Genomic DNA, 15,183 nt, shown 5'->3' with positions numbered 1-15,183 from the left:
GCTAACCTCCTTGCTCCAGCGTATCCGATGCGGGTGGGGGCGATACCCGCGAGACACGCACCACGCGCGCCGTCTCGATCGCGTAGATGATGCCGGCCCACCAGTAGAGGAATGCGCCCCACAGGGTGACCGCCCAGCCGAAGGGCTCGCTGAAGGGCTGCATCACGGGGAACGCGAGACCGAGCATGATCACGGGCAGGCCGGTGAACAGCGCGAAGGTCGCCGCCTTGCCGAGGTGGTGCACGGGCAGCGGGCCGTAGCCGTGGTTGGCGAGCACGACCCCGAGGACGACGATCAGCGCGTCGCGCGCGACGATGACGATGACGATCCACCACGGCACGAGCTGGTTGGCCGCGAGCCCGATGAGGGCGGCGAAGATGTAGAGGCGGTCGGCGGCCGGATCGAGCAGCTGGCCGAGTCGGGTGACCTGGTCGAAGCGCCGCGCGAGGTAGCCGTCGAGCAGGTCGGTCAGGCTCGCCGTGACGAGCACGATGAGCGCGGGCACGTAGGCGCCGGCGATGACGAGGATCAGGAAGACGGGGACGAGCAGCAGGCGCAGCATGCTGAGCACGTTCGGCACGGTCCAGATCCGTGTCGACACCCCCGTGTTCTCCCCAGCCACGGCTCGATCCTATCGACCGAGCGGCTCCTGCAGCCGGGCGCGCAACGCCGGCCATGCCTCGGCGAATCGCGGATGCAGCGGCAGCTCCTCGACCGCGTCGGCGGGCGTCCACCGCAGCGCGATGCTCTCCGGGTCGGCCATCCTCGGCTCGAAGCGCTCCGCGACATCCGCCACCACCGTGGTGTACGACCAGTAGCCGAGGTCGAGGATGCTCTCGAAGCGCGCCACGACGAGCCCGGCCGGCAGGCCCGCCTCCTCCGTGGCCTCGCGCAGGGCGGCCTCGAGGGCCGACTCGCCGCGGTGCCGCGCACCGCCCGGGATGCCCCAGGTGCCGCCGAAGTGGCTCCAGGCGGCGCGGTGCTGCAGCAGGATCGCCCCGAGCGGGTCGACCACGAGCAGGCCGGCGGCGCCGTACCGGCCCCAGTAGCGCGCGCCGTCAGGCCCGTTCACCCAGCCGTCGCCGCTCTCGCCCGTCATCCCTCCAGCATGCCGCACGCGACCCGTTCCCGGGCCCGTGCGACCGACTCGGACGCGGCGGAACCCGGTCCAACTTTCGGTTGTTCCCGGCCGACGACCCCGCTGCTAGCTTCGGACTACGGACCGCGGGTCCGGCACCATCGCCGCAATCAGGAGGCACCATGCCGCAGACGACCGAGACCCTCGAGGACGAGGTGGTGCTGCTCGACGAGTCGGGCACGCCCATCGGCCGCGCGCCGAAGAGCGCCGCGCACGGACCCGACACCGCGCTCCACCTCGCGTTCTCGTGCCACGTCGTGAACCCCATCGGCGAGGTGCTCGTCACCCGCCGCGCCGTCACCAAGCAGACCTGGCCCGGCGTCTGGACGAACTCGTTCTGCGGGCACCCCAAGCCGGCCGAGCCCCTGCTGCACGCCGTGCGCCGGCGCGCCGACTTCGAGCTCGGGCTCGACCTCGACTCGGTCGAGCTCGCCCTGCCGCTGTTCCGCTACCGCGCGACCGACGCCAACGGCATCGTCGAGAACGAGGTCTGCCCGGTCTACCTCGCGGTCGCGTCGGGCGAGCCCGACCCGAACCCGCGCGAAGTGGCCGAGTACCGCTGGGTCGAGCCGAAGGCGCTCGCGACGGCCGTCGACGCGGCGCCGTGGGCGTTCAGTCCGTGGCTGGTCCTGCAGGCGCGGGAACTGGAGCTGTTCCGTGCCTGAGCTGCTCGATGCGGCGATCGACGACGAACTGAGGGCCTTCTTCGCCGAGGCGAGGGTGCGCGCGGGCGCGTACGGCGCGCACTACGCGGCTCTGTGGGAGTCGATCGAGCAGCAGAGCACCGGCGGCAAGCGGGTGCGTCCGCGCCTGGTCTGGTCCGCGTACCGCGGGTTCGGCGGCGCCGATCGGGCGATGGCCACACGCGTGGCGCTCGCGTTCGAGCTGCTGCACACGGCGTTCCTGATCCACGACGACCTGATCGACCGCGACCTCGTGCGTCGGGGCGAACCCAACGTGGCGGGCCGCTTCGCCGCGCGCGCCATCGCGCACGGCGCCGACGAGCGCGCCAGCACCGTCTGGGGCGAGACGGCCGCGGTGCTCGCGGGCGACCTCGCGTTGAGCCGGGCGCATCGCGAGCTCGCGATGCTGCCCGTCGCACGCGAATGCCGCGAGTCGTTGCTCGACATCCTCGACCGCGCGGTGTTCATCTCGGCGGCGGGTGAGCTCTCCGACGTGGTCTCGTCGCTGCGCGGCACGACGCCGGCGCTCGAGTCGGTCCTGGCGACCCTCGAGCAGAAGACCGCCGTGTACTCCTTCGAGGCCCCCCTGGCCGCCGGAGCGGTGCTCGCGGGCGCCGGCGACGAGGCGGTCGCGGCGCTGTGCCGGTTCGGGCGACTGGTCGGGGTGGCCTTCCAGATCACCGACGACGTGCTGGGCGTGTTCGGCGATCCCGCCGTGACGGGCAAGTCCGCGAGCGCCGACCTGCGCGAGGGCAAGCGGACCGCGCTGATCGCGCACGCGGCCACCACGCCGTCGTGGCCCGCGATCGCGGCGCGCCTCGGCGATCCCTCCCTCGACGAGGACGAGGCCGACCGGCTGCGCGAGGAGCTGCGCCGCTGCGGCGCGCTCGACGCGGCGCTGGCGCTCGCGAGCGAGCACGTGACGCTCGCCCGCTACGAACTCGACGCGGCCGACCTGCCCGCGCCCCTGCGCGCCGAGCTCGGCGAGTTCGCGCAGCGCGCGACGGAGCGCGTGCGATGAGCCGCCGTCGCTCGGAGACGCTGCTCTCCCGGTACTCGGATGCCGCGGAGGCGAGCTCGGCGACGGTGATCGCGCACTACTCGACCTCCTTCGGCGCCGCAGCGAAGCTGCTCGACGCCGAGGCCCGCCGCCGCATCCGCTCGATCTACGCGCTCGTACGGGTCGCCGACGAGATCGTCGACGGCGCCGCCGCGGAGGCCGGGCTCTCACCGGCGCAGCTGCACGAGGTGCTCGACGGCCTCGAGGCCGACACCGAGCGCGCGATGGCGTCGGGCTACTCGGCGAACCTCGTGGTGCACGCGTTCGCGCGGGTGGCGCGCGAGGCGCGCTTCGGCACGGAGCTCACGCGCCCCTTCTTCGCGTCGATGCGCCGCGACCTCGATGCGGCGCCGTTCGCGCCCGAGGAGATCGGCCCGTACATCCATGGGTCGGCCGAGGTCGTGGGGCTGATGTGCCTCGCCGTGTTCCTCGCGGGCGAGGCGGAGCCGGCCGACGATGCGCGCCGCGCGCGTCTCGAGCGCGGCGCCATCCACCTCGGCGCGGCGTTCCAGAAGATCAACTTCCTCCGCGACCTCGCGGAGGACTGGCGCACGCTGGGCCGCAACTACTTCCCCGGGGTCGATCCCGACGCCTTCACCGAGGCCGACAAGACCGCGATCCTCGACGACATCGACCGCGATCTCGAGATCGCCCGCCGGACGCTCCCCGAGCTGCCGCGGCGGGCGCGCGCGGCGGTCTCGGCCGCGCACGGGCTGTTCGCGAGCCTGACCGCGCGGTGCCGCAGCACGCCGGCCTCGGAGATCATCGCGACCCGCATCCGCGTGCCCGACGGCGAGAAGCTCGCCATCGCGGTGCGCTCCGCACTCGGCACTGGAGGGAACAGGCGATGATCGGCGAATCCGAGCGGATCGTGGTGATCGGCGGGGGCATCGCGGGGCTCGCGACCTCGGCGCTGCTCGCACGCGACGGACACCGGGTGACGCTGCTCGAGGCGCGCGACGAGCTCGGCGGCCGCGCGGGCCGCTGGGAGCGGCACGGGTTCCGGTTCGACACCGGGCCGTCCTGGTACCTCATGCCCGAGGTGTTCGATCATTTCTTCCGGCTGTTCGGCACGAGCGCGGCCGAGCAGCTCGACCTCGTGCGCCTCGACCCGGGCTACCGGGTCTACGCCGACGGCTACGCCGACCCGGTCGACCTCCGCCCGACCCGGGCCGAGAACGTGGCGCTGTTCGAGTCGATCGAGCCGGGCGCCGGCGCCGCGCTCGAGCGCTACCTCGATTCCGCGGAATCGGCCTACGACATCGCCCGGCGCCGGTTCCTCTACACGAACTTCGACGACCCGCGGAACCTGCTGGCCGGCGAGGTGCTGCGGCAGGCCGGGCGCCTGGCGAAGCTGCTGGCCACGCCGCTCGACCGCTTCGCGGCGCACGCCGTGCGGGACCGCCGCCTCCGCCAGGTGCTCGGGTACCCGGCGGTGTTCCTCGGCTCCTCGCCCGACGCGACGCCTGCGATGTACCACCTGATGAGCCACATGGACCTCGAGCAGGGGGTGTTCTACCCGCAGGGCGGCTTCTCGGCCCTCATCGACCGCATCACGGCGATCGCGGAGGGCGCCGGGGTCGACATCGTCACCGGCGCGCGCGTCGAGGCGATCGAGCTGTCGGGCGACGCCCGCCCGGCGGTCGCGGGGGCGCGTTTCCTCGATGCGACCGGGCGCAGCGTGGTGGCGCCCGCGCATCGCGTGGTGTCGGCGGCCGACCTGCACCACACCGAGACGCAGCTGCTGCCGCGCGCGGTGCAGACGTACCCCGAGGAGTGGTGGCGCCGGCGCACGTCGGGCCCCGGAGCGGTGCTCGCGATGCTGGGCGTCCGCGGTGAGGTGCCCGGCCTCGAGCACCACACGCTGTTCTTCACCGAGGACTGGGGCCGCAACTTCGGCGCGATCTTCGGCTCGGATCCGCACGTGCCCGACCCCGCGTCGTTCTACGTCTGCATGCCGAGCGCGACCGATCCGACGGTCGCGCCGGCCGGCGACACGAACCTGTTCATCCTGGTGCCGGTGCCCGCCGACCCGGCGATCGGCCGCGGCGGGCTCGACGGCGCGGGCGACCGCCTCGTCGAGGAGACCGCCGATCGCGCGATCGCGCGCATCGCCGAGGCGACCGGGGTCGACGACCTGGCCGCGCGCATCGTCGTGCGCCGCACGGTCGGGCCGGCCGACTTCGCGGAGGACCTCAACTCGTGGCAGGGCGGCGCCCTCGGCCCCGCGCACACGCTTCGCCAGAGCGCGTTCCTGCGCGGCACCAACCGCTCGCGGAAGATCGAGGGGCTCTACTACGCCGGCGGCTCGTCCGTTCCGGGCATCGGCCTGCCCATGTGCCTGATCAGCGCCGAGAACGTGCTCAAGCGCGTGCGCGGCGACCGGTCGGCGGGGCCGATCGCCGAGCCGGAGGCATCCGACGCCGTCGGTGCGGCCGGATCCGGCGCGGTGGCCGACGCGGCGCACGCATGACGGCGTTCGCGTACCTGGCCGGGCTCCTCGTCGTGATCGGGTGCATGGCGCTCATCGACGCGCGGTGGCGACTGGTGTTCTGGCGGGCGCCCGTGGCGGCGGCGGTGACGGTCGCCGTCGGCGTGGCGTTCTTCCTGCTGTGGGATGCCGCGGGCATCCTGCTGGGCGTGTTCTTCCGCGGCGACTCGAGCATCGTGACGGGCATCGAGCTCGCGCCCGAGCTGCCGCTCGAGGAGCCCGTGTTCCTGCTGTTCCTCTGCTACCTGACGCTCGTGCTGGTCCTCGGGGTCGAGCGGATGCTGCGTGCGCGCGAGGCGCGTCGTGCCGAACTCGTGCCCGGTTCGACCGCCCGACCGCACCCCGACCGCGAGGAGCGCGCGTGACCTACCTGCTCATGAGCCTGCCCTTCCTCACGGCGGCGGTCGTGGCGGCCTGGCTGACGCGGCCCCGCGAGCGGGCGGCCGCCCGGCGACGGTGGGTCGCGGTCGCGGTCGCCGCCGGGGTGCTCGTGCTGCTCACCGCGGTGTTCGACTCGGTGATCATCGGCACGGGCATCGTGGCGTACGACGACGCGCATCGGCTCGGCTGGACGATCGGGCTCGCGCCGGTGGAGGACTTCCTCTACCCGCTCGCGGGCGTGCTGCTGCTGCCCGCGGTGTGGAGCATCGCCGCGCGGCGCTGGCCACCGCGACACGCGGCCGGAGCCGGAACGGAGGCCGCCCGATGAGCGCCGCCCCGACCCCGGCGCGCGGGCTCGGCCACCTGGCCGGGCAGGTGCTGCTCTCCTCGCGTCCGATCAGCTGGATCAACACGGCGTTCCCCTTCGCGGCCGCCTACGTGCTGACCACCGGGCGCGTCGACGCCCTGCTCGTCGTGGGCACGCTGTTCTTCCTCATCCCGTACAACCTGCTCATGTACGGCATCAACGACGTGTTCGACTACGAGTCCGACCTGCGCAACCCGCGCAAGGGCGGCGCGGAGGGCGCCCTGCTCGACCCGAGCCTGCACCGCGCGGTCGTCTGGGCCGGCGTGGCGACGGCGACGCCGCTGCTCGTGGCGATGCTCTGGCTCGGCGGCACGGGCGAGCCCTGGTCGTGGGCGGTCCTCGCGGTGAGCCTGTTCGCGGTGGTCGCGTACTCGGTGCCGGGCCTGCGCTTCAAGGAGCGGCCGCTCCTGGACTCGATCACCTCGAGCACGCACTTCGTGAGTCCGGCCTTGTACGGCCTGGCGGTGGCCGGGGCCGACTGGACCTGGCCGCTCGTCGCGCTCGTCGCGGCGTTCTTCTGCTGGGGCATGGCCAGCCATGCGTTCGGGGCGGTGCAGGATGTCGTGCCCGACCGCGAGGCCGGGATCGCGTCGGTGGCCACGGCGTTCGGTGCCGCGGCGACGGTGCGGCTCGCGCTCGGGCTCTGGGCGGCGGCCGGGCTGCTCATGCTCGCGACGGAGTGGCCCGGACCGCTCGCGGCGCTGCTCGTGCTGCCGTACCTGTGGGCGGCGTGGCCGTACCGCTCGGTGACGGATGCCGCGTCGGGCGAGTCGAACCGCGGCTGGCGGCACTTCATCCTCATCAACTACGTGGTCGGGTTCGCGGTGACCATGCTGATGATCTGGTGGGCGCTGATCCGCTGAGCCGCGGCGGTCGGTCGGCCTAGGCTGGGACCATGGCGGAGCTCGAGTCGGCGCGCGTGGATGCGTGGCTGTGGGCCGTGCGCGTGTGCAAGACGCGCTCGGCGGCGACCGCCGCGTGCCGGGCGGGTCACGTGCGGGTGAACGGCGAGCGCGCCAAGGCCGCCCAGCCCGTACGACTCGGCGACGAGGTGCGCGTCCGGCTGCACGGGTTCGACCGGATCCTGATCGTGCGACGCCCGATCGTCAAGCGGGTGTCCGCCGAGCTCGCCGCGGCCGCCGCCGAGGACCGGACGCCGCCTCCGCCGCCTCGCGAGGCCGTGGCGGTCGTCGCGGTGCGCGATCGCGGCGCCGGACGCCCGACGAAGCGCGAGCGGCGCGACCTGGATCGCCTGCGCGGCCGATGAGATCGTCGGGCGTAGCCTGAAGGCGTGACGAAGCGACTCGAGCACGAACCCGACCAGCGACGATACGTGCTGCGCCTCGACGGACGCGTCGCGTGCGTGCTCGACTACCGCGAGCTCGGCGACACCGTCGCATTCGTGCGCACGTTCACCAATCCGCCCTATCGCGGAGCCGGGCTGGCGTCCGAGCTCGTCCGCTTCGCGGTCGACGACGTCGAGGCGCGCACGCAGCAGCGGATCGTGCCGAGCTGCTGGTACGTCGAGCAGTGGTTCGACCGGCATCCCGATCGACGCCACCTGCTCGACGCGCGCACGGCCTGACGCCCGCCGACCGGTGCGTCAGTACCAGTTGACGGCCTGCGAGTGGCCCCACGCGCCGCACGGAGTGCCGTACCCGCGCGCGATGTAGTCGAGACCCCACGAGATCTGGGTCGCGGCGTTCGTACGCCAGTCGGCGCCCGCGGTCGCGAGCTTCTCGGCCGGGAGCGCCTGGACGATCCCGAACGCGCCGCTCGAGGCGTTGACGGCCTGGTAGTTCCAGCCGGATTCCTTCGTCCACAGCTGCACGAGGCACTGGAACTGGTCCTCGCCCCAGCCGTACTTCGAGGTGGCCATCTCCCGGGCCGTCTGCTTCGCACCCTCGGGGGTGTTGGCGCGGGCCAGCGCATCGGCGGCAGCGCGCTCGGCGACCGCCTTGTCGTGCGCGGCGACCGCCGCCTCGGCCTCGCGGATGGCCGCCCGGGTCTCGGCCGTGAGCGTCCGGACCTCGTCGAGCGGCAGCGCCTCGTACTCACCGAGCGAGGCGACGGAGGAGGCGAGGTCGCCGGCGTCGACCTTGCCGTCGGCCGCGGCGAGCGTGTCCTGCGCGGTCGTGAGGGTGTCCTCGGCCTCGGCGTGGGTCTTCGCCGCCGCGATGCCGGCGTACGCGCCGAGCTGGTCGGCGGAGAGGCCGGTGGACTGCCCGAGGGCGGCGGTCTCGGCGACGCGCTGCTGCGCGGCGATCGCCGACTGCACGGTCAGGCCCGTGCCGGCCACGAGGCCGGTCGCGAGCACGGCGCCGAGCACGAGGCGCCGACGCCCGAGCCGCCGCCGGCGCATCGCACGGCGGGTCGCAGCGGGGGTCTGGAACGGCACGGAGCCGGTCGAGCGGGCAGGGGTGGTCTGGGGAGCGTCAGGGCTGATCTGCATGCGTGAGGGACTCGGAACGGTCGGGGGCGCCCTCCGAGCTGGGGCGTGACTCGGCCCGGACGCGGGGGCGTCCGGGCGCACAAGCCCCCTACTCTGCCTCCCGATTCTGGAAGGAACCTCGACTTCTGCTGGGCAGACGGTGATGGGCGGCCCGGCCGGACGCCGTGCGCGAGGATGGGACGATGGTGCTCCCCCACTCCGCCGGGTTCCCGATCCTCGCCGCCGACGATCGCTGCCCATGCCGTTCGGGCTCCCCGTTCGCGGAGTGCTGCGGGCCGTTCCTGGCTGGCACGACCGCGGCTCCCACCGCGGTGCAGCTCATGCGCTCGCGCTACACGGCGTTCGTCGTCGGCGACGCGGCGTACCTGCTCGCCACGTGGCATCCGTCGACCCGGCCGACCGCGCTCGATCTCGACCCCCGCCTCGTGTGGCGCTCGCTCCAGATCGTCCGCACCGAGCGCGGCGGACCGCTCGACCGCGAGGGCGTCGTCGAGTTCGCCGCACGCTACGTCGACGGCGACGATCGCGGCGTGCTTCACGAGACGAGCCGGTTCGTGCGCGAGGACCGGTGGCGGTACGTCGACGCGATCGGCTGAGGCACCCGGCCCGACGGGCGAGGCCTGGACCGACGCTCACAGCGAGCGCATCGCGGACGCAGAGGCGACCCAGAGGTCGATCGTATAGCGTCGCCCACGTGACGCCGCTCGACGGAACCCCGCCCGCCTTCCACCGCTCCCCCTCGATGCTCACCGACCGGGCGCAGCGGACACTCGACACCATCGACGGACGCACCCTCGAGGAGATGCGCGCGCTCCGCGACGAGACCGAGCGCTTCCTGCAGCGCTACCGGTTCGGCATGGACGAGGTGATCACGAAGCTCTCCATCCTCCGCGACGAGTTCAGCCAGGCGCACTCCTACAACCCGATCGAGCACATCTCCAGCCGCGTGAAGAGCCTGGACAGCGTGGTCGACAAGATGCGCCGCAAGGGCGTCGAACCGACGTTCGACGCGATCCGCGAGACCATCACCGACATCGCGGGGGTGCGGGTCACCTGCAGCTTCGTCTCCGACGCGTACCGGATCGCCGAGCTCCTCACCGCGCAGGAGGACGTCCGCGTCATCCGGGTCAAGGACTACATCGCCGAGCCGAAGGCCAACGGCTACCAGAGCCTGCACCTGATCGTCGAGGTCCCCGTGTTCCTCTCGACGGGCGCCCACCCCGTGTGCGTCGAGGTGCAGATCCGCACGATCGCGATGGACTTCTGGGCGAGCCTGGAGCACAAGATCTACTACAAGTACGACCGCCAGGTGCCCGGCGAGCTGCTCGCGCAGCTCACCGACGCGGCGCGCACCGCGTCGGAGCTCGACGCGCGCATGGAAGGCCTGCACCGGACGGTCCACGGCACGCCCCACGCGCGCAGCGCGCCGAACCCGGTCTGAGCGCCGAGGCGCCGGGTGGCGGCACTGCGACGCGCCGCCCTCAGTCGGCCTCGGGCTTCTTCGCACGGCTGGGCTGCACGCGCGTGGGCTCGCCCGGCATCTTCGGGAAATCGGGCGGGAACGGCAGCTCGGTGAGTCCGTCGTCGAGGTCGCGCTGCCACCACTCGAGCAGCACGTCGATGCGGCCCGGTGCGTCGTGCATGCCCGCCCACGGGTCGCCGAGCTCGGCGAGCCGTGCCGGCACCGTGCGCACGGTGTGCGCGGCCGGGTCGGCCTGCTCGAGCTCATCCCATTCGAGCGGGCACGACACCGCGGCGTTCGGCAGTGCGCGCGGGCTGTAGGCACCGGCCATGGTGCGGTCGCGGTTGGCCTGGTTGAAGTCGAGGAAGATGCGCTCGCCGCGCTCCTCCTTCCACCAGGCGGTCGTGACCCGGTCGGGCATGCGCCGCTCGAGCTCGCGTGCCAGCGCGATCACCGCGTGCCGCACGTCGAGGAACTCGTGCTCGGGACGGATGGGCGCGAACACGTGGATGCCGCGGCTGCCCGAGGTCTTCACGTAGCCCGTGAGGCCGACCTCGGCGAGCAGCTCTCGCAGCGCGAGCGCGGCGGGCACGGCCTCGGCGAATCCGGTGCCGGGCTGCGGGTCGAGGTCGATGCGCAGCTGGTCGGGCAGGTCGGTGGCGTCGGCGCGCGAGGCCCACGGGTGGAACACGACGGTGTTCATCTGGGCGGCCCAGACGGCGCCGGCAGGCTCGTCGATGACCAGTTGCGGATGCCGCCGGCCGCTCGGGTAGGCGACCGTGACGTCGCGCATCCATTCGGGCGCGCCCCGCGGCGGGTTCTTCGAGAAGAACCGCTCGCCGTCGACGCCCTCGGGGAAGCGCTCGAGCGAGACGGGACGACCGCCGTTGGCCTCGACGAAGGCCGGCCCGACCGCGACGAGGTACTCCGCGAGCTCGAGCTTGGTGATGCCGGCCTCGGGCCAGATCACCCGGGTCGGGCTGGAGATCCGGACGGCGCGCTCGCCGCCGGACCAGGGAACCTGCAGGGTCACCGCGTCACGCGCCATGGCTCGACGCTACCCCCGGCCGCCGACGCCGGCCGTCAGGCGCCGGCCGTGGCGTAGCGCTTCGCCGCCCGTGCACGCGCCTTGGCGGCCTCGACCTCGCGGTCCTTGGGCGGCGCGGAGGTCACGAGGTGGTCGAGCAGGTGCTGCGTGGCGTGCGCGATCGCCTCGACCGCCTCGTCGAAGGCGGGCTGGTTGGCCTTCGACGGGTGCGTCGATCCGCTCACCTTGCGCACGTACTGCACCGCGGCCGCGCGCACCTCGTCGCTCGTGGCGGCGGGTTCGAAGTTGTGGAGCTGGTGGATGTTCCGGCACATGCGGGGAGCCTAACCCCGCGCTCCGGCCACGTCGAGGGCTGCCGAGCACGAGCGCACCGTCGGCGGGGCGCCACGGGCGGCCTGCTCGCGGAACGGGGCATCGGGTGCCTACCCGCGGGGCGCGCGACCGTCAATCCCCTGACGCCCCCTCTCCGCCGCACCTACCGTGGGCATCGGCCGCCGCACCGCGCGGATGACGGTCCGACGGACGGAGAGTGAGCATGATGCAGCCGCACGACCCGATCGAGGGCGAGTACACCGATTCCGAACTCCCGGTCGACGCCGAGGTGCCCAAGGACGCGCGAGCCGACGAGGTCGACGACGGCGACTGGGGCGACGACGAGGTCGTCGTGGAGGAAGTCGAGGTGATCGAGTTCACCGACGCGGACTCCGGCGACGACCGGCCCCTGCGCTGACGCGCGCCGGCCGGCGCGGCGCGTTCAGGACGCGTCGCGCCGGCGGGCCGCCGGATCGCCCGCCCCGGGCAGCGCGTCGCGGGCCGCGGCCACCTCGGCCGCGGCATCCGCAGCCCGCCGCTCGGCGCGCTTGAGCCGACGCGCCGCCATCGAGGTCGCGCCGTAGCGCGCGGCGACCCGGTCGCGCTCCTCCTCGACGCCCGTGATGACGTACGCGCTCGCGATGAGCACGACCTGGCTCGAGAGGTTGAGCCAGATGAGCAGCGCCACGAGCGACCCGAACGAGGCGAGCAGCGGATTGCTCGTCGCGCCGCCGACGAACAGGCCGGACAGCACCTGCAGCACGGTCAGCCCGAGGCCGCCGAGCACCGCGCCCGACCACAACGCACGCGCACTGGGCCGCAGCCCGGACAGCAAGCGGAAGAGCCCCGCGATCACGACCGTGTCGATCACGAAGGCGACGACGATCGACAGCGTCTCGGAGCCGCCCTCGACGAACGCGCCCGCCGACGACAGGCCGATCCAGCCGAGCGCGATCCCGAGCGCTCCGGTGCCGATCACCGTGATGGCCGCGCCGGCGACGAGCAGCACGCCGAACGCGATCGCGATCGCGAGATCGCGCAGCAGCTGCCAGATGAAGAACGTGGTGTCGTCGGGCACGCCGGCGAGGCTCCGGAGGGCGGTGCGCAGCGATCCGATCGCGCCGATCGCGGCGCCCACGGTGCCGACGAGGGCGATCGCGCCGGCGATGCTCAGCGTGATCGGCTGCACCAGGTCGGCGGGATCGATCACTGCGCCATCGCCGACCAGGCCCGGGATGACGGCGCTCACGGTCGCGACGATCGCGTCGATCGCCTCCGGGTTGCCCGCGAGCCAGATCCCCGCGATGGCGAACCCCAGGAACGTGCCCGCGAAGACCGAGAACAGCGTCCGGTAGGTGACGCTGTCGGCGAGCATCGCGCCGTGCTGCTCCTGGTAGAGCAGGAAGGCCCGCACCGGCTTCGTGCTGAGGGCCCATTCGGTCAGGCGCTTCACGCGTGCCCGCAGACCGCCCGGTGCGGGCGCGGCGCCCTCGGTGTGCTCGCTCATGCCGTCAGGCTACCGACGGGCGCGGCACCGAGCAGCGCCTTGACATGCCGCCTCAGCGCCCGCGGCGTCGCTCGCCCTTCTCCGCGCGCTGCGCCTTGGATTGCGCCCGATTCTCGGCGACGAGCTCGGCGGCCACCAGCTTCGCCTCGGCGACGTCTCCCGTCGCGGGGCGCCACCAGTGGATCGACGGATCGGCGTCGATGAGGATCGTGCGCCCGAGCAGCGTGAGCGGCACGGCCAGGATCGCGCCGATCGGGCCGATCACGAGGGCCCAGAACAGCACCGACGCGAACGTGATGCTCTCGCTCAGCTGCACGGCCTTGCCGACCACCTTCGGCTGGATGATCGACTGCACGACCGCGTTGACGATGCCGTACACGACGATGACGCCGATCACGGTCGGCCAGCCGCCCGACAGGAAGCCGAACACGAGGGGCGGGATGATCGCGATGAAGTAGCCGATGTTCGGGATGAAGCTGCAGATGAAGGAGAGCAGGCCCCAGAGCATCGCTCCGGGCACCTGGAGGATCAGCAGCGCCAGCCAGTTGAGGACGCCCTGCGCGAGTCCGAGCGCGGTCGTCACGACCATGTAGCGTCGCACGTTCCTGCCGTATGCGGCGAGGGCGACGACGAGCGCCGGTCGCCGCGGCTGCATCCCGCGGAGGATGGCGGGCACGTACGTGGCATCCATCGCCATGAGGATGACGAGGGTGATGACCACGACGAGGCCGAACACGATCCCTGAGATGCCGCCGAGGATGGCCGTGACGACGTCCACGGCTCGTGACGGCTCGAGTCCGCTGAGGATGGTGTCGACCTGCTCCTGGCCGAATCCGATCGAGGCGAGCGCGTTCGCGAGGTTCTGCGCGGCGGTCTGGATCTGGGGCGCGTACTGCGGCAACAGGGACGTGAACTGGGCGAGGCCGATCAGCAGGATCGCGAAGAACCCCGCCAGCAGCGCGAACACTGCGAGGATGGCGCTCGCCGTGGCGAGGCCGCGTGGCACGCCGCGACCCTCGAGCCAGCGCCGGGCCGGATGCACGCAGATCGTGAGGACGACCGCGAAGAAGACGGGAGCGACCACGCCGCGCGCCGCCCACAGGCCGAAGGTCACGACGACCGCGGCGGCGATCCCGAGCAGCACGACGGTCGCACGCGGCAGCGCCCATTCGTGCGGCGTCGCGATCGCCGCCGACGGAGCGGCCGACTCGCCGCGGCGCGCCTCAGGCGCGGACTTCCCTCGGTGCCACCAGTGTCGTGCCATGCGTCCCCCGATCGTCGGACCGTGGAGCAGCGACGGCGGCTCCTGTCGCGGACGCTAGCAGCCCCGAGGACGCTCGCGTCGGGACTTCGGTCCCCGGCGCACGCGCGCCGCGGGGCAGGGCGGCCGTCGCGCGGACGCGTGCGATCGCGCGATCCACGACGGGCTGGCCGAGCAGGATCCCGCCGAAGACGAGGACGAGGCCGCCCATCTGCCACGCGCCGAGCACCTCGCCCGCGAGCAGCGTGCCGAGCAGCACGCCCGCGACCGGGTTGAGCAGCCCGACGAGGCCGACCGTGCCGGCGGGCAGGTGGGCGAGGCCGGCGAACCAGGCGACGAACGCGACGGCGGTCGCCACGACGCCGACGTAGGCGAACGCGGCCAGCTCGGTCGTGCCCAGCTCCGGCGGTGCCCCCTCGACGAGCAGGGCGGCGGGGACGAGCATGAGGCCGCCGGCGATCAGCTGCCAGGAGGTGACGGCGAGCACCTCGGTGTCGTCCTTCCAGCGCTTGGCGAGCACGTAGCCGAGGGACGAGAGCAGCATCGCGGCGACGGAGGCCACGATCCCGAGCGGGTCGACGGCGCCCGCGTCGGTGGCGAGGAGCAGCACCACGCCGACGAGGCCGACCGCGGCGCCGACGAGGGGCACGGCCCGCAGCCGTTCACCGGCGAGCAGCCGGGCCAGCAGCATCATCGCGACCGGCGAGGTGGCCATGACGGTCGAGGCGATGCTCGTCGGCAGCAGCTGCGCCACCACGTAGACGAGGGCGAAGAAGACGCCGACGGTGAGCGCCCCGAGGATGGGTGCGCGCCACCACCACGCACCGCGGGGACGGCGGGGCCGCACGGCGAACAGCAGCAGGCCCGCGGGCAGCGCGCGCAGCACGGCGCCCCACAGCGGGGCGTCCGCGGGCAGGAACTCGCGGGTCACGTAGTAGGTGCTCCCCCAGGCGATCGGCGCGATCGCCGTGACGAGCACCCACCGCCAATTAGTTTCCATGGAAGACACTATAGCTTCCTT

20 protein-coding genes are annotated in these 15,183 nt (G+C 73.1%); 12 read left to right on the top strand and 8 right to left on the bottom strand.

All coding sequences use genetic code 11. The features are described from left to right. Nucleotide 1: 1 nt before the first annotated feature. A complete protein-coding gene (locus tag JOD46_RS10220; protein ID WP_204393934.1) occupies nt 2–622 on the bottom strand; it encodes a CDP-alcohol phosphatidyltransferase family protein in 621 nt (206 codons plus the stop codon). Nucleotides 623–631: 9 nt separating this feature from the next. Next, nucleotides 632–1,099: an NUDIX hydrolase gene (locus tag JOD46_RS10215; RefSeq protein ID WP_204393933.1), complete on the bottom strand. Its 468-nt coding sequence runs from the start codon at nt 1,097–1,099 to the stop codon at nt 632–634. 161 nt (nt 1,100–1,260) lie between these two features. Between JOD46_RS10215 and idi the strand changes: the two genes are divergently transcribed. Genes idi through JOD46_RS10170 form a run of 9 tightly spaced genes read left to right on the top strand, consistent with a single transcriptional unit; the run spans nt 1,261 to nt 7,705 of the window. Then, complete coding sequence (gene idi, locus JOD46_RS10210; protein ID WP_204393931.1) at nt 1,261–1,803, top strand: isopentenyl-diphosphate Delta-isomerase; 543 nt, start codon at nt 1,261–1,263, stop codon at nt 1,801–1,803. Further along, entirely contained in the window at nt 1,796–2,842 is a 1,047-nt protein-coding gene (locus JOD46_RS10205; RefSeq protein WP_204393929.1) for a polyprenyl synthetase family protein, read from the top strand. Before idi ends, JOD46_RS10205 begins: the two co-directional genes overlap by 8 nt. Continuing rightward, nucleotides 2,839–3,732 (top strand): phytoene/squalene synthase family protein, encoded by an 894-nt coding sequence (locus JOD46_RS10200; RefSeq protein WP_204393927.1) that lies wholly within the window; start codon nt 2,839–2,841, stop codon nt 3,730–3,732. Before JOD46_RS10205 ends, JOD46_RS10200 begins: the two co-directional genes overlap by 4 nt. Further along, nucleotides 3,729–5,354 (top strand): phytoene desaturase family protein, encoded by a 1,626-nt coding sequence (crtI, locus tag JOD46_RS10195; RefSeq protein ID WP_204393925.1) that lies wholly within the window; start codon nt 3,729–3,731, stop codon nt 5,352–5,354. Before JOD46_RS10200 ends, crtI begins: the two co-directional genes overlap by 4 nt. Further along, nucleotides 5,351–5,737: a lycopene cyclase domain-containing protein gene (locus JOD46_RS10190; protein ID WP_204393923.1), complete on the top strand. Its 387-nt coding sequence runs from the start codon at nt 5,351–5,353 to the stop codon at nt 5,735–5,737. The genes crtI and JOD46_RS10190 overlap by 4 nt, the downstream gene beginning before the upstream one ends. Continuing rightward, entirely contained in the window at nt 5,734–6,081 is a 348-nt protein-coding gene (locus JOD46_RS10185; RefSeq protein WP_204393921.1) for a lycopene cyclase domain-containing protein, read from the top strand. Before JOD46_RS10190 ends, JOD46_RS10185 begins: the two co-directional genes overlap by 4 nt. Next, complete coding sequence (locus JOD46_RS10180; protein WP_204393919.1) at nt 6,078–6,983, top strand: prenyltransferase; 906 nt, start codon at nt 6,078–6,080, stop codon at nt 6,981–6,983. The genes JOD46_RS10185 and JOD46_RS10180 overlap by 4 nt, the downstream gene beginning before the upstream one ends. A gap of 32 nt (nt 6,984–7,015) precedes the next feature. Further along, nucleotides 7,016–7,387, top strand: coding sequence for an RNA-binding S4 domain-containing protein (locus JOD46_RS10175; protein WP_204393917.1), 372 nt, complete (start codon nt 7,016–7,018; stop codon nt 7,385–7,387). 24 nt (nt 7,388–7,411) lie between these two features. Next, on the top strand, nt 7,412–7,705 hold the full coding sequence (locus tag JOD46_RS10170) for a GNAT family N-acetyltransferase (RefSeq protein ID WP_204393915.1): 294 nt from the start codon (nt 7,412–7,414) through the stop codon (nt 7,703–7,705). Nucleotides 7,706–7,723: 18 nt separating this feature from the next. On the opposite strand, the gene JOD46_RS10165 is transcribed toward JOD46_RS10170, so the two are convergent. Then, a complete protein-coding gene (locus tag JOD46_RS10165) occupies nt 7,724–8,572 on the bottom strand; it encodes an aggregation-promoting factor C-terminal-like domain-containing protein (protein ID WP_239562684.1) in 849 nt (282 codons plus the stop codon). 182 nt (nt 8,573–8,754) lie between these two features. Between JOD46_RS10165 and JOD46_RS10160 the strand changes: the two genes are divergently transcribed. Then, nucleotides 8,755–9,168, top strand: coding sequence for a YchJ family protein (locus JOD46_RS10160; RefSeq protein WP_204393913.1), 414 nt, complete (start codon nt 8,755–8,757; stop codon nt 9,166–9,168). 146 nt (nt 9,169–9,314) lie between these two features. After that, nucleotides 9,315–10,013, top strand: a complete 699-nt coding sequence (locus JOD46_RS10155) for a GTP pyrophosphokinase (protein ID WP_204396499.1) — start codon at nt 9,315–9,317, stop codon at nt 10,011–10,013. 40 nt (nt 10,014–10,053) lie between these two features. On the opposite strand, the gene ligD is transcribed toward JOD46_RS10155, so the two are convergent. Both ligD and JOD46_RS10145 read right to left on the bottom strand, forming a co-directional pair. Next, nucleotides 10,054–11,082 carry a non-homologous end-joining DNA ligase gene (gene ligD, locus JOD46_RS10150; RefSeq protein ID WP_204393911.1) on the bottom strand — a complete coding sequence of 343 codons (1,029 nt, stop codon included), beginning with the start codon at nt 11,080–11,082 and terminating at the stop codon, nt 10,054–10,056. Between the two features lie 35 nt (nt 11,083–11,117). Next, the gene (locus tag JOD46_RS10145) at nt 11,118–11,396 is read right to left on the bottom strand and encodes a DUF2277 domain-containing protein (protein WP_204393909.1); all 279 of its coding nucleotides are present in this window, start codon (nt 11,394–11,396) and stop codon (nt 11,118–11,120) included. A 221-nt stretch (nt 11,397–11,617) separates the two neighbouring features. Here JOD46_RS10145 and JOD46_RS10140 point away from each other — a divergent pair, with 221 nt between their 5' ends. Then, nucleotides 11,618–11,812, top strand: a complete 195-nt coding sequence (locus JOD46_RS10140; protein ID WP_204393907.1) for a hypothetical protein — start codon at nt 11,618–11,620, stop codon at nt 11,810–11,812. Nucleotides 11,813–11,836: 24 nt separating this feature from the next. Here JOD46_RS10140 and JOD46_RS10135 read toward each other — a convergent pair whose 3' ends face one another. Genes JOD46_RS10135 through JOD46_RS10125 form a run of 3 tightly spaced genes read right to left on the bottom strand, consistent with a single transcriptional unit; the run spans nt 11,837 to nt 15,162 of the window. After that, nucleotides 11,837–12,901: a YihY/virulence factor BrkB family protein gene (locus JOD46_RS10135; protein WP_204393905.1), complete on the bottom strand. Its 1,065-nt coding sequence runs from the start codon at nt 12,899–12,901 to the stop codon at nt 11,837–11,839. A gap of 52 nt (nt 12,902–12,953) precedes the next feature. Then, nucleotides 12,954–14,165, bottom strand: coding sequence for an AI-2E family transporter (locus JOD46_RS10130; RefSeq protein ID WP_204393903.1), 1,212 nt, complete (start codon nt 14,163–14,165; stop codon nt 12,954–12,956). Further along, nucleotides 14,125–15,162, bottom strand: coding sequence for a DMT family transporter (locus JOD46_RS10125; protein WP_204393901.1), 1,038 nt, complete (start codon nt 15,160–15,162; stop codon nt 14,125–14,127). The genes JOD46_RS10130 and JOD46_RS10125 overlap by 41 nt, the downstream gene beginning before the upstream one ends. Nucleotides 15,163–15,183: the final 21 nt, after the last annotated feature.

Source organism: Agromyces aurantiacus (assembly GCF_016907355.1).
Taxonomy (GTDB): Bacteria; Actinomycetota; Actinomycetes; order Actinomycetales; family Microbacteriaceae; genus Agromyces; species Agromyces aurantiacus.
This window is presented reverse-complemented; position numbering and strand designations above follow the sequence as displayed.

What these genes read in the sequence shown, in the direction of transcription:
- JOD46_RS10215 (WP_204393933.1), bottom strand. Translation starts at nt 1,099, where the DNA reads ATGACGGGCGAGAGCGGCGACGGCTGGGTGAACGGGCCTGACGGCGCG.
- idi (WP_204393931.1), top strand. Translation starts at nt 1,261, where the DNA reads ATGCCGCAGACGACCGAGACCCTCGAGGACGAGGTGGTGCTGCTCGAC.
- JOD46_RS10200 (WP_204393927.1), top strand. Translation starts at nt 2,839, where the DNA reads ATGAGCCGCCGTCGCTCGGAGACGCTGCTCTCCCGGTACTCGGATGCC.
- crtI (WP_204393925.1), top strand. Translation starts at nt 3,729, where the DNA reads ATGATCGGCGAATCCGAGCGGATCGTGGTGATCGGCGGGGGCATCGCG.
- JOD46_RS10190 (WP_204393923.1), top strand. Translation starts at nt 5,351, where the DNA reads ATGACGGCGTTCGCGTACCTGGCCGGGCTCCTCGTCGTGATCGGGTGC.
- JOD46_RS10180 (WP_204393919.1), top strand. Translation starts at nt 6,078, where the DNA reads ATGAGCGCCGCCCCGACCCCGGCGCGCGGGCTCGGCCACCTGGCCGGG.
- JOD46_RS10175 (WP_204393917.1), top strand. Translation starts at nt 7,016, where the DNA reads ATGGCGGAGCTCGAGTCGGCGCGCGTGGATGCGTGGCTGTGGGCCGTG.
- JOD46_RS10165 (WP_239562684.1), bottom strand. Translation starts at nt 8,572, where the DNA reads ATGCAGATCAGCCCTGACGCTCCCCAGACCACCCCTGCCCGCTCGACC.
- JOD46_RS10160 (WP_204393913.1), top strand. Translation starts at nt 8,755, where the DNA reads ATGGTGCTCCCCCACTCCGCCGGGTTCCCGATCCTCGCCGCCGACGAT.
- JOD46_RS10155 (WP_204396499.1), top strand. Translation starts at nt 9,315, where the DNA reads ATGCTCACCGACCGGGCGCAGCGGACACTCGACACCATCGACGGACGC.
- ligD (WP_204393911.1), bottom strand. Translation starts at nt 11,082, where the DNA reads ATGGCGCGTGACGCGGTGACCCTGCAGGTTCCCTGGTCCGGCGGCGAG.
- JOD46_RS10145 (WP_204393909.1), bottom strand. Translation starts at nt 11,396, where the DNA reads ATGTGCCGGAACATCCACCAGCTCCACAACTTCGAACCCGCCGCCACG.
- JOD46_RS10140 (WP_204393907.1), top strand. Translation starts at nt 11,618, where the DNA reads ATGATGCAGCCGCACGACCCGATCGAGGGCGAGTACACCGATTCCGAA.
- JOD46_RS10135 (WP_204393905.1), bottom strand. Translation starts at nt 12,901, where the DNA reads ATGAGCGAGCACACCGAGGGCGCCGCGCCCGCACCGGGCGGTCTGCGG.
- JOD46_RS10130 (WP_204393903.1), bottom strand. Translation starts at nt 14,165, where the DNA reads ATGGCACGACACTGGTGGCACCGAGGGAAGTCCGCGCCTGAGGCGCGC.
- JOD46_RS10125 (WP_204393901.1), bottom strand. Translation starts at nt 15,162, where the DNA reads ATGGAAACTAATTGGCGGTGGGTGCTCGTCACGGCGATCGCGCCGATC.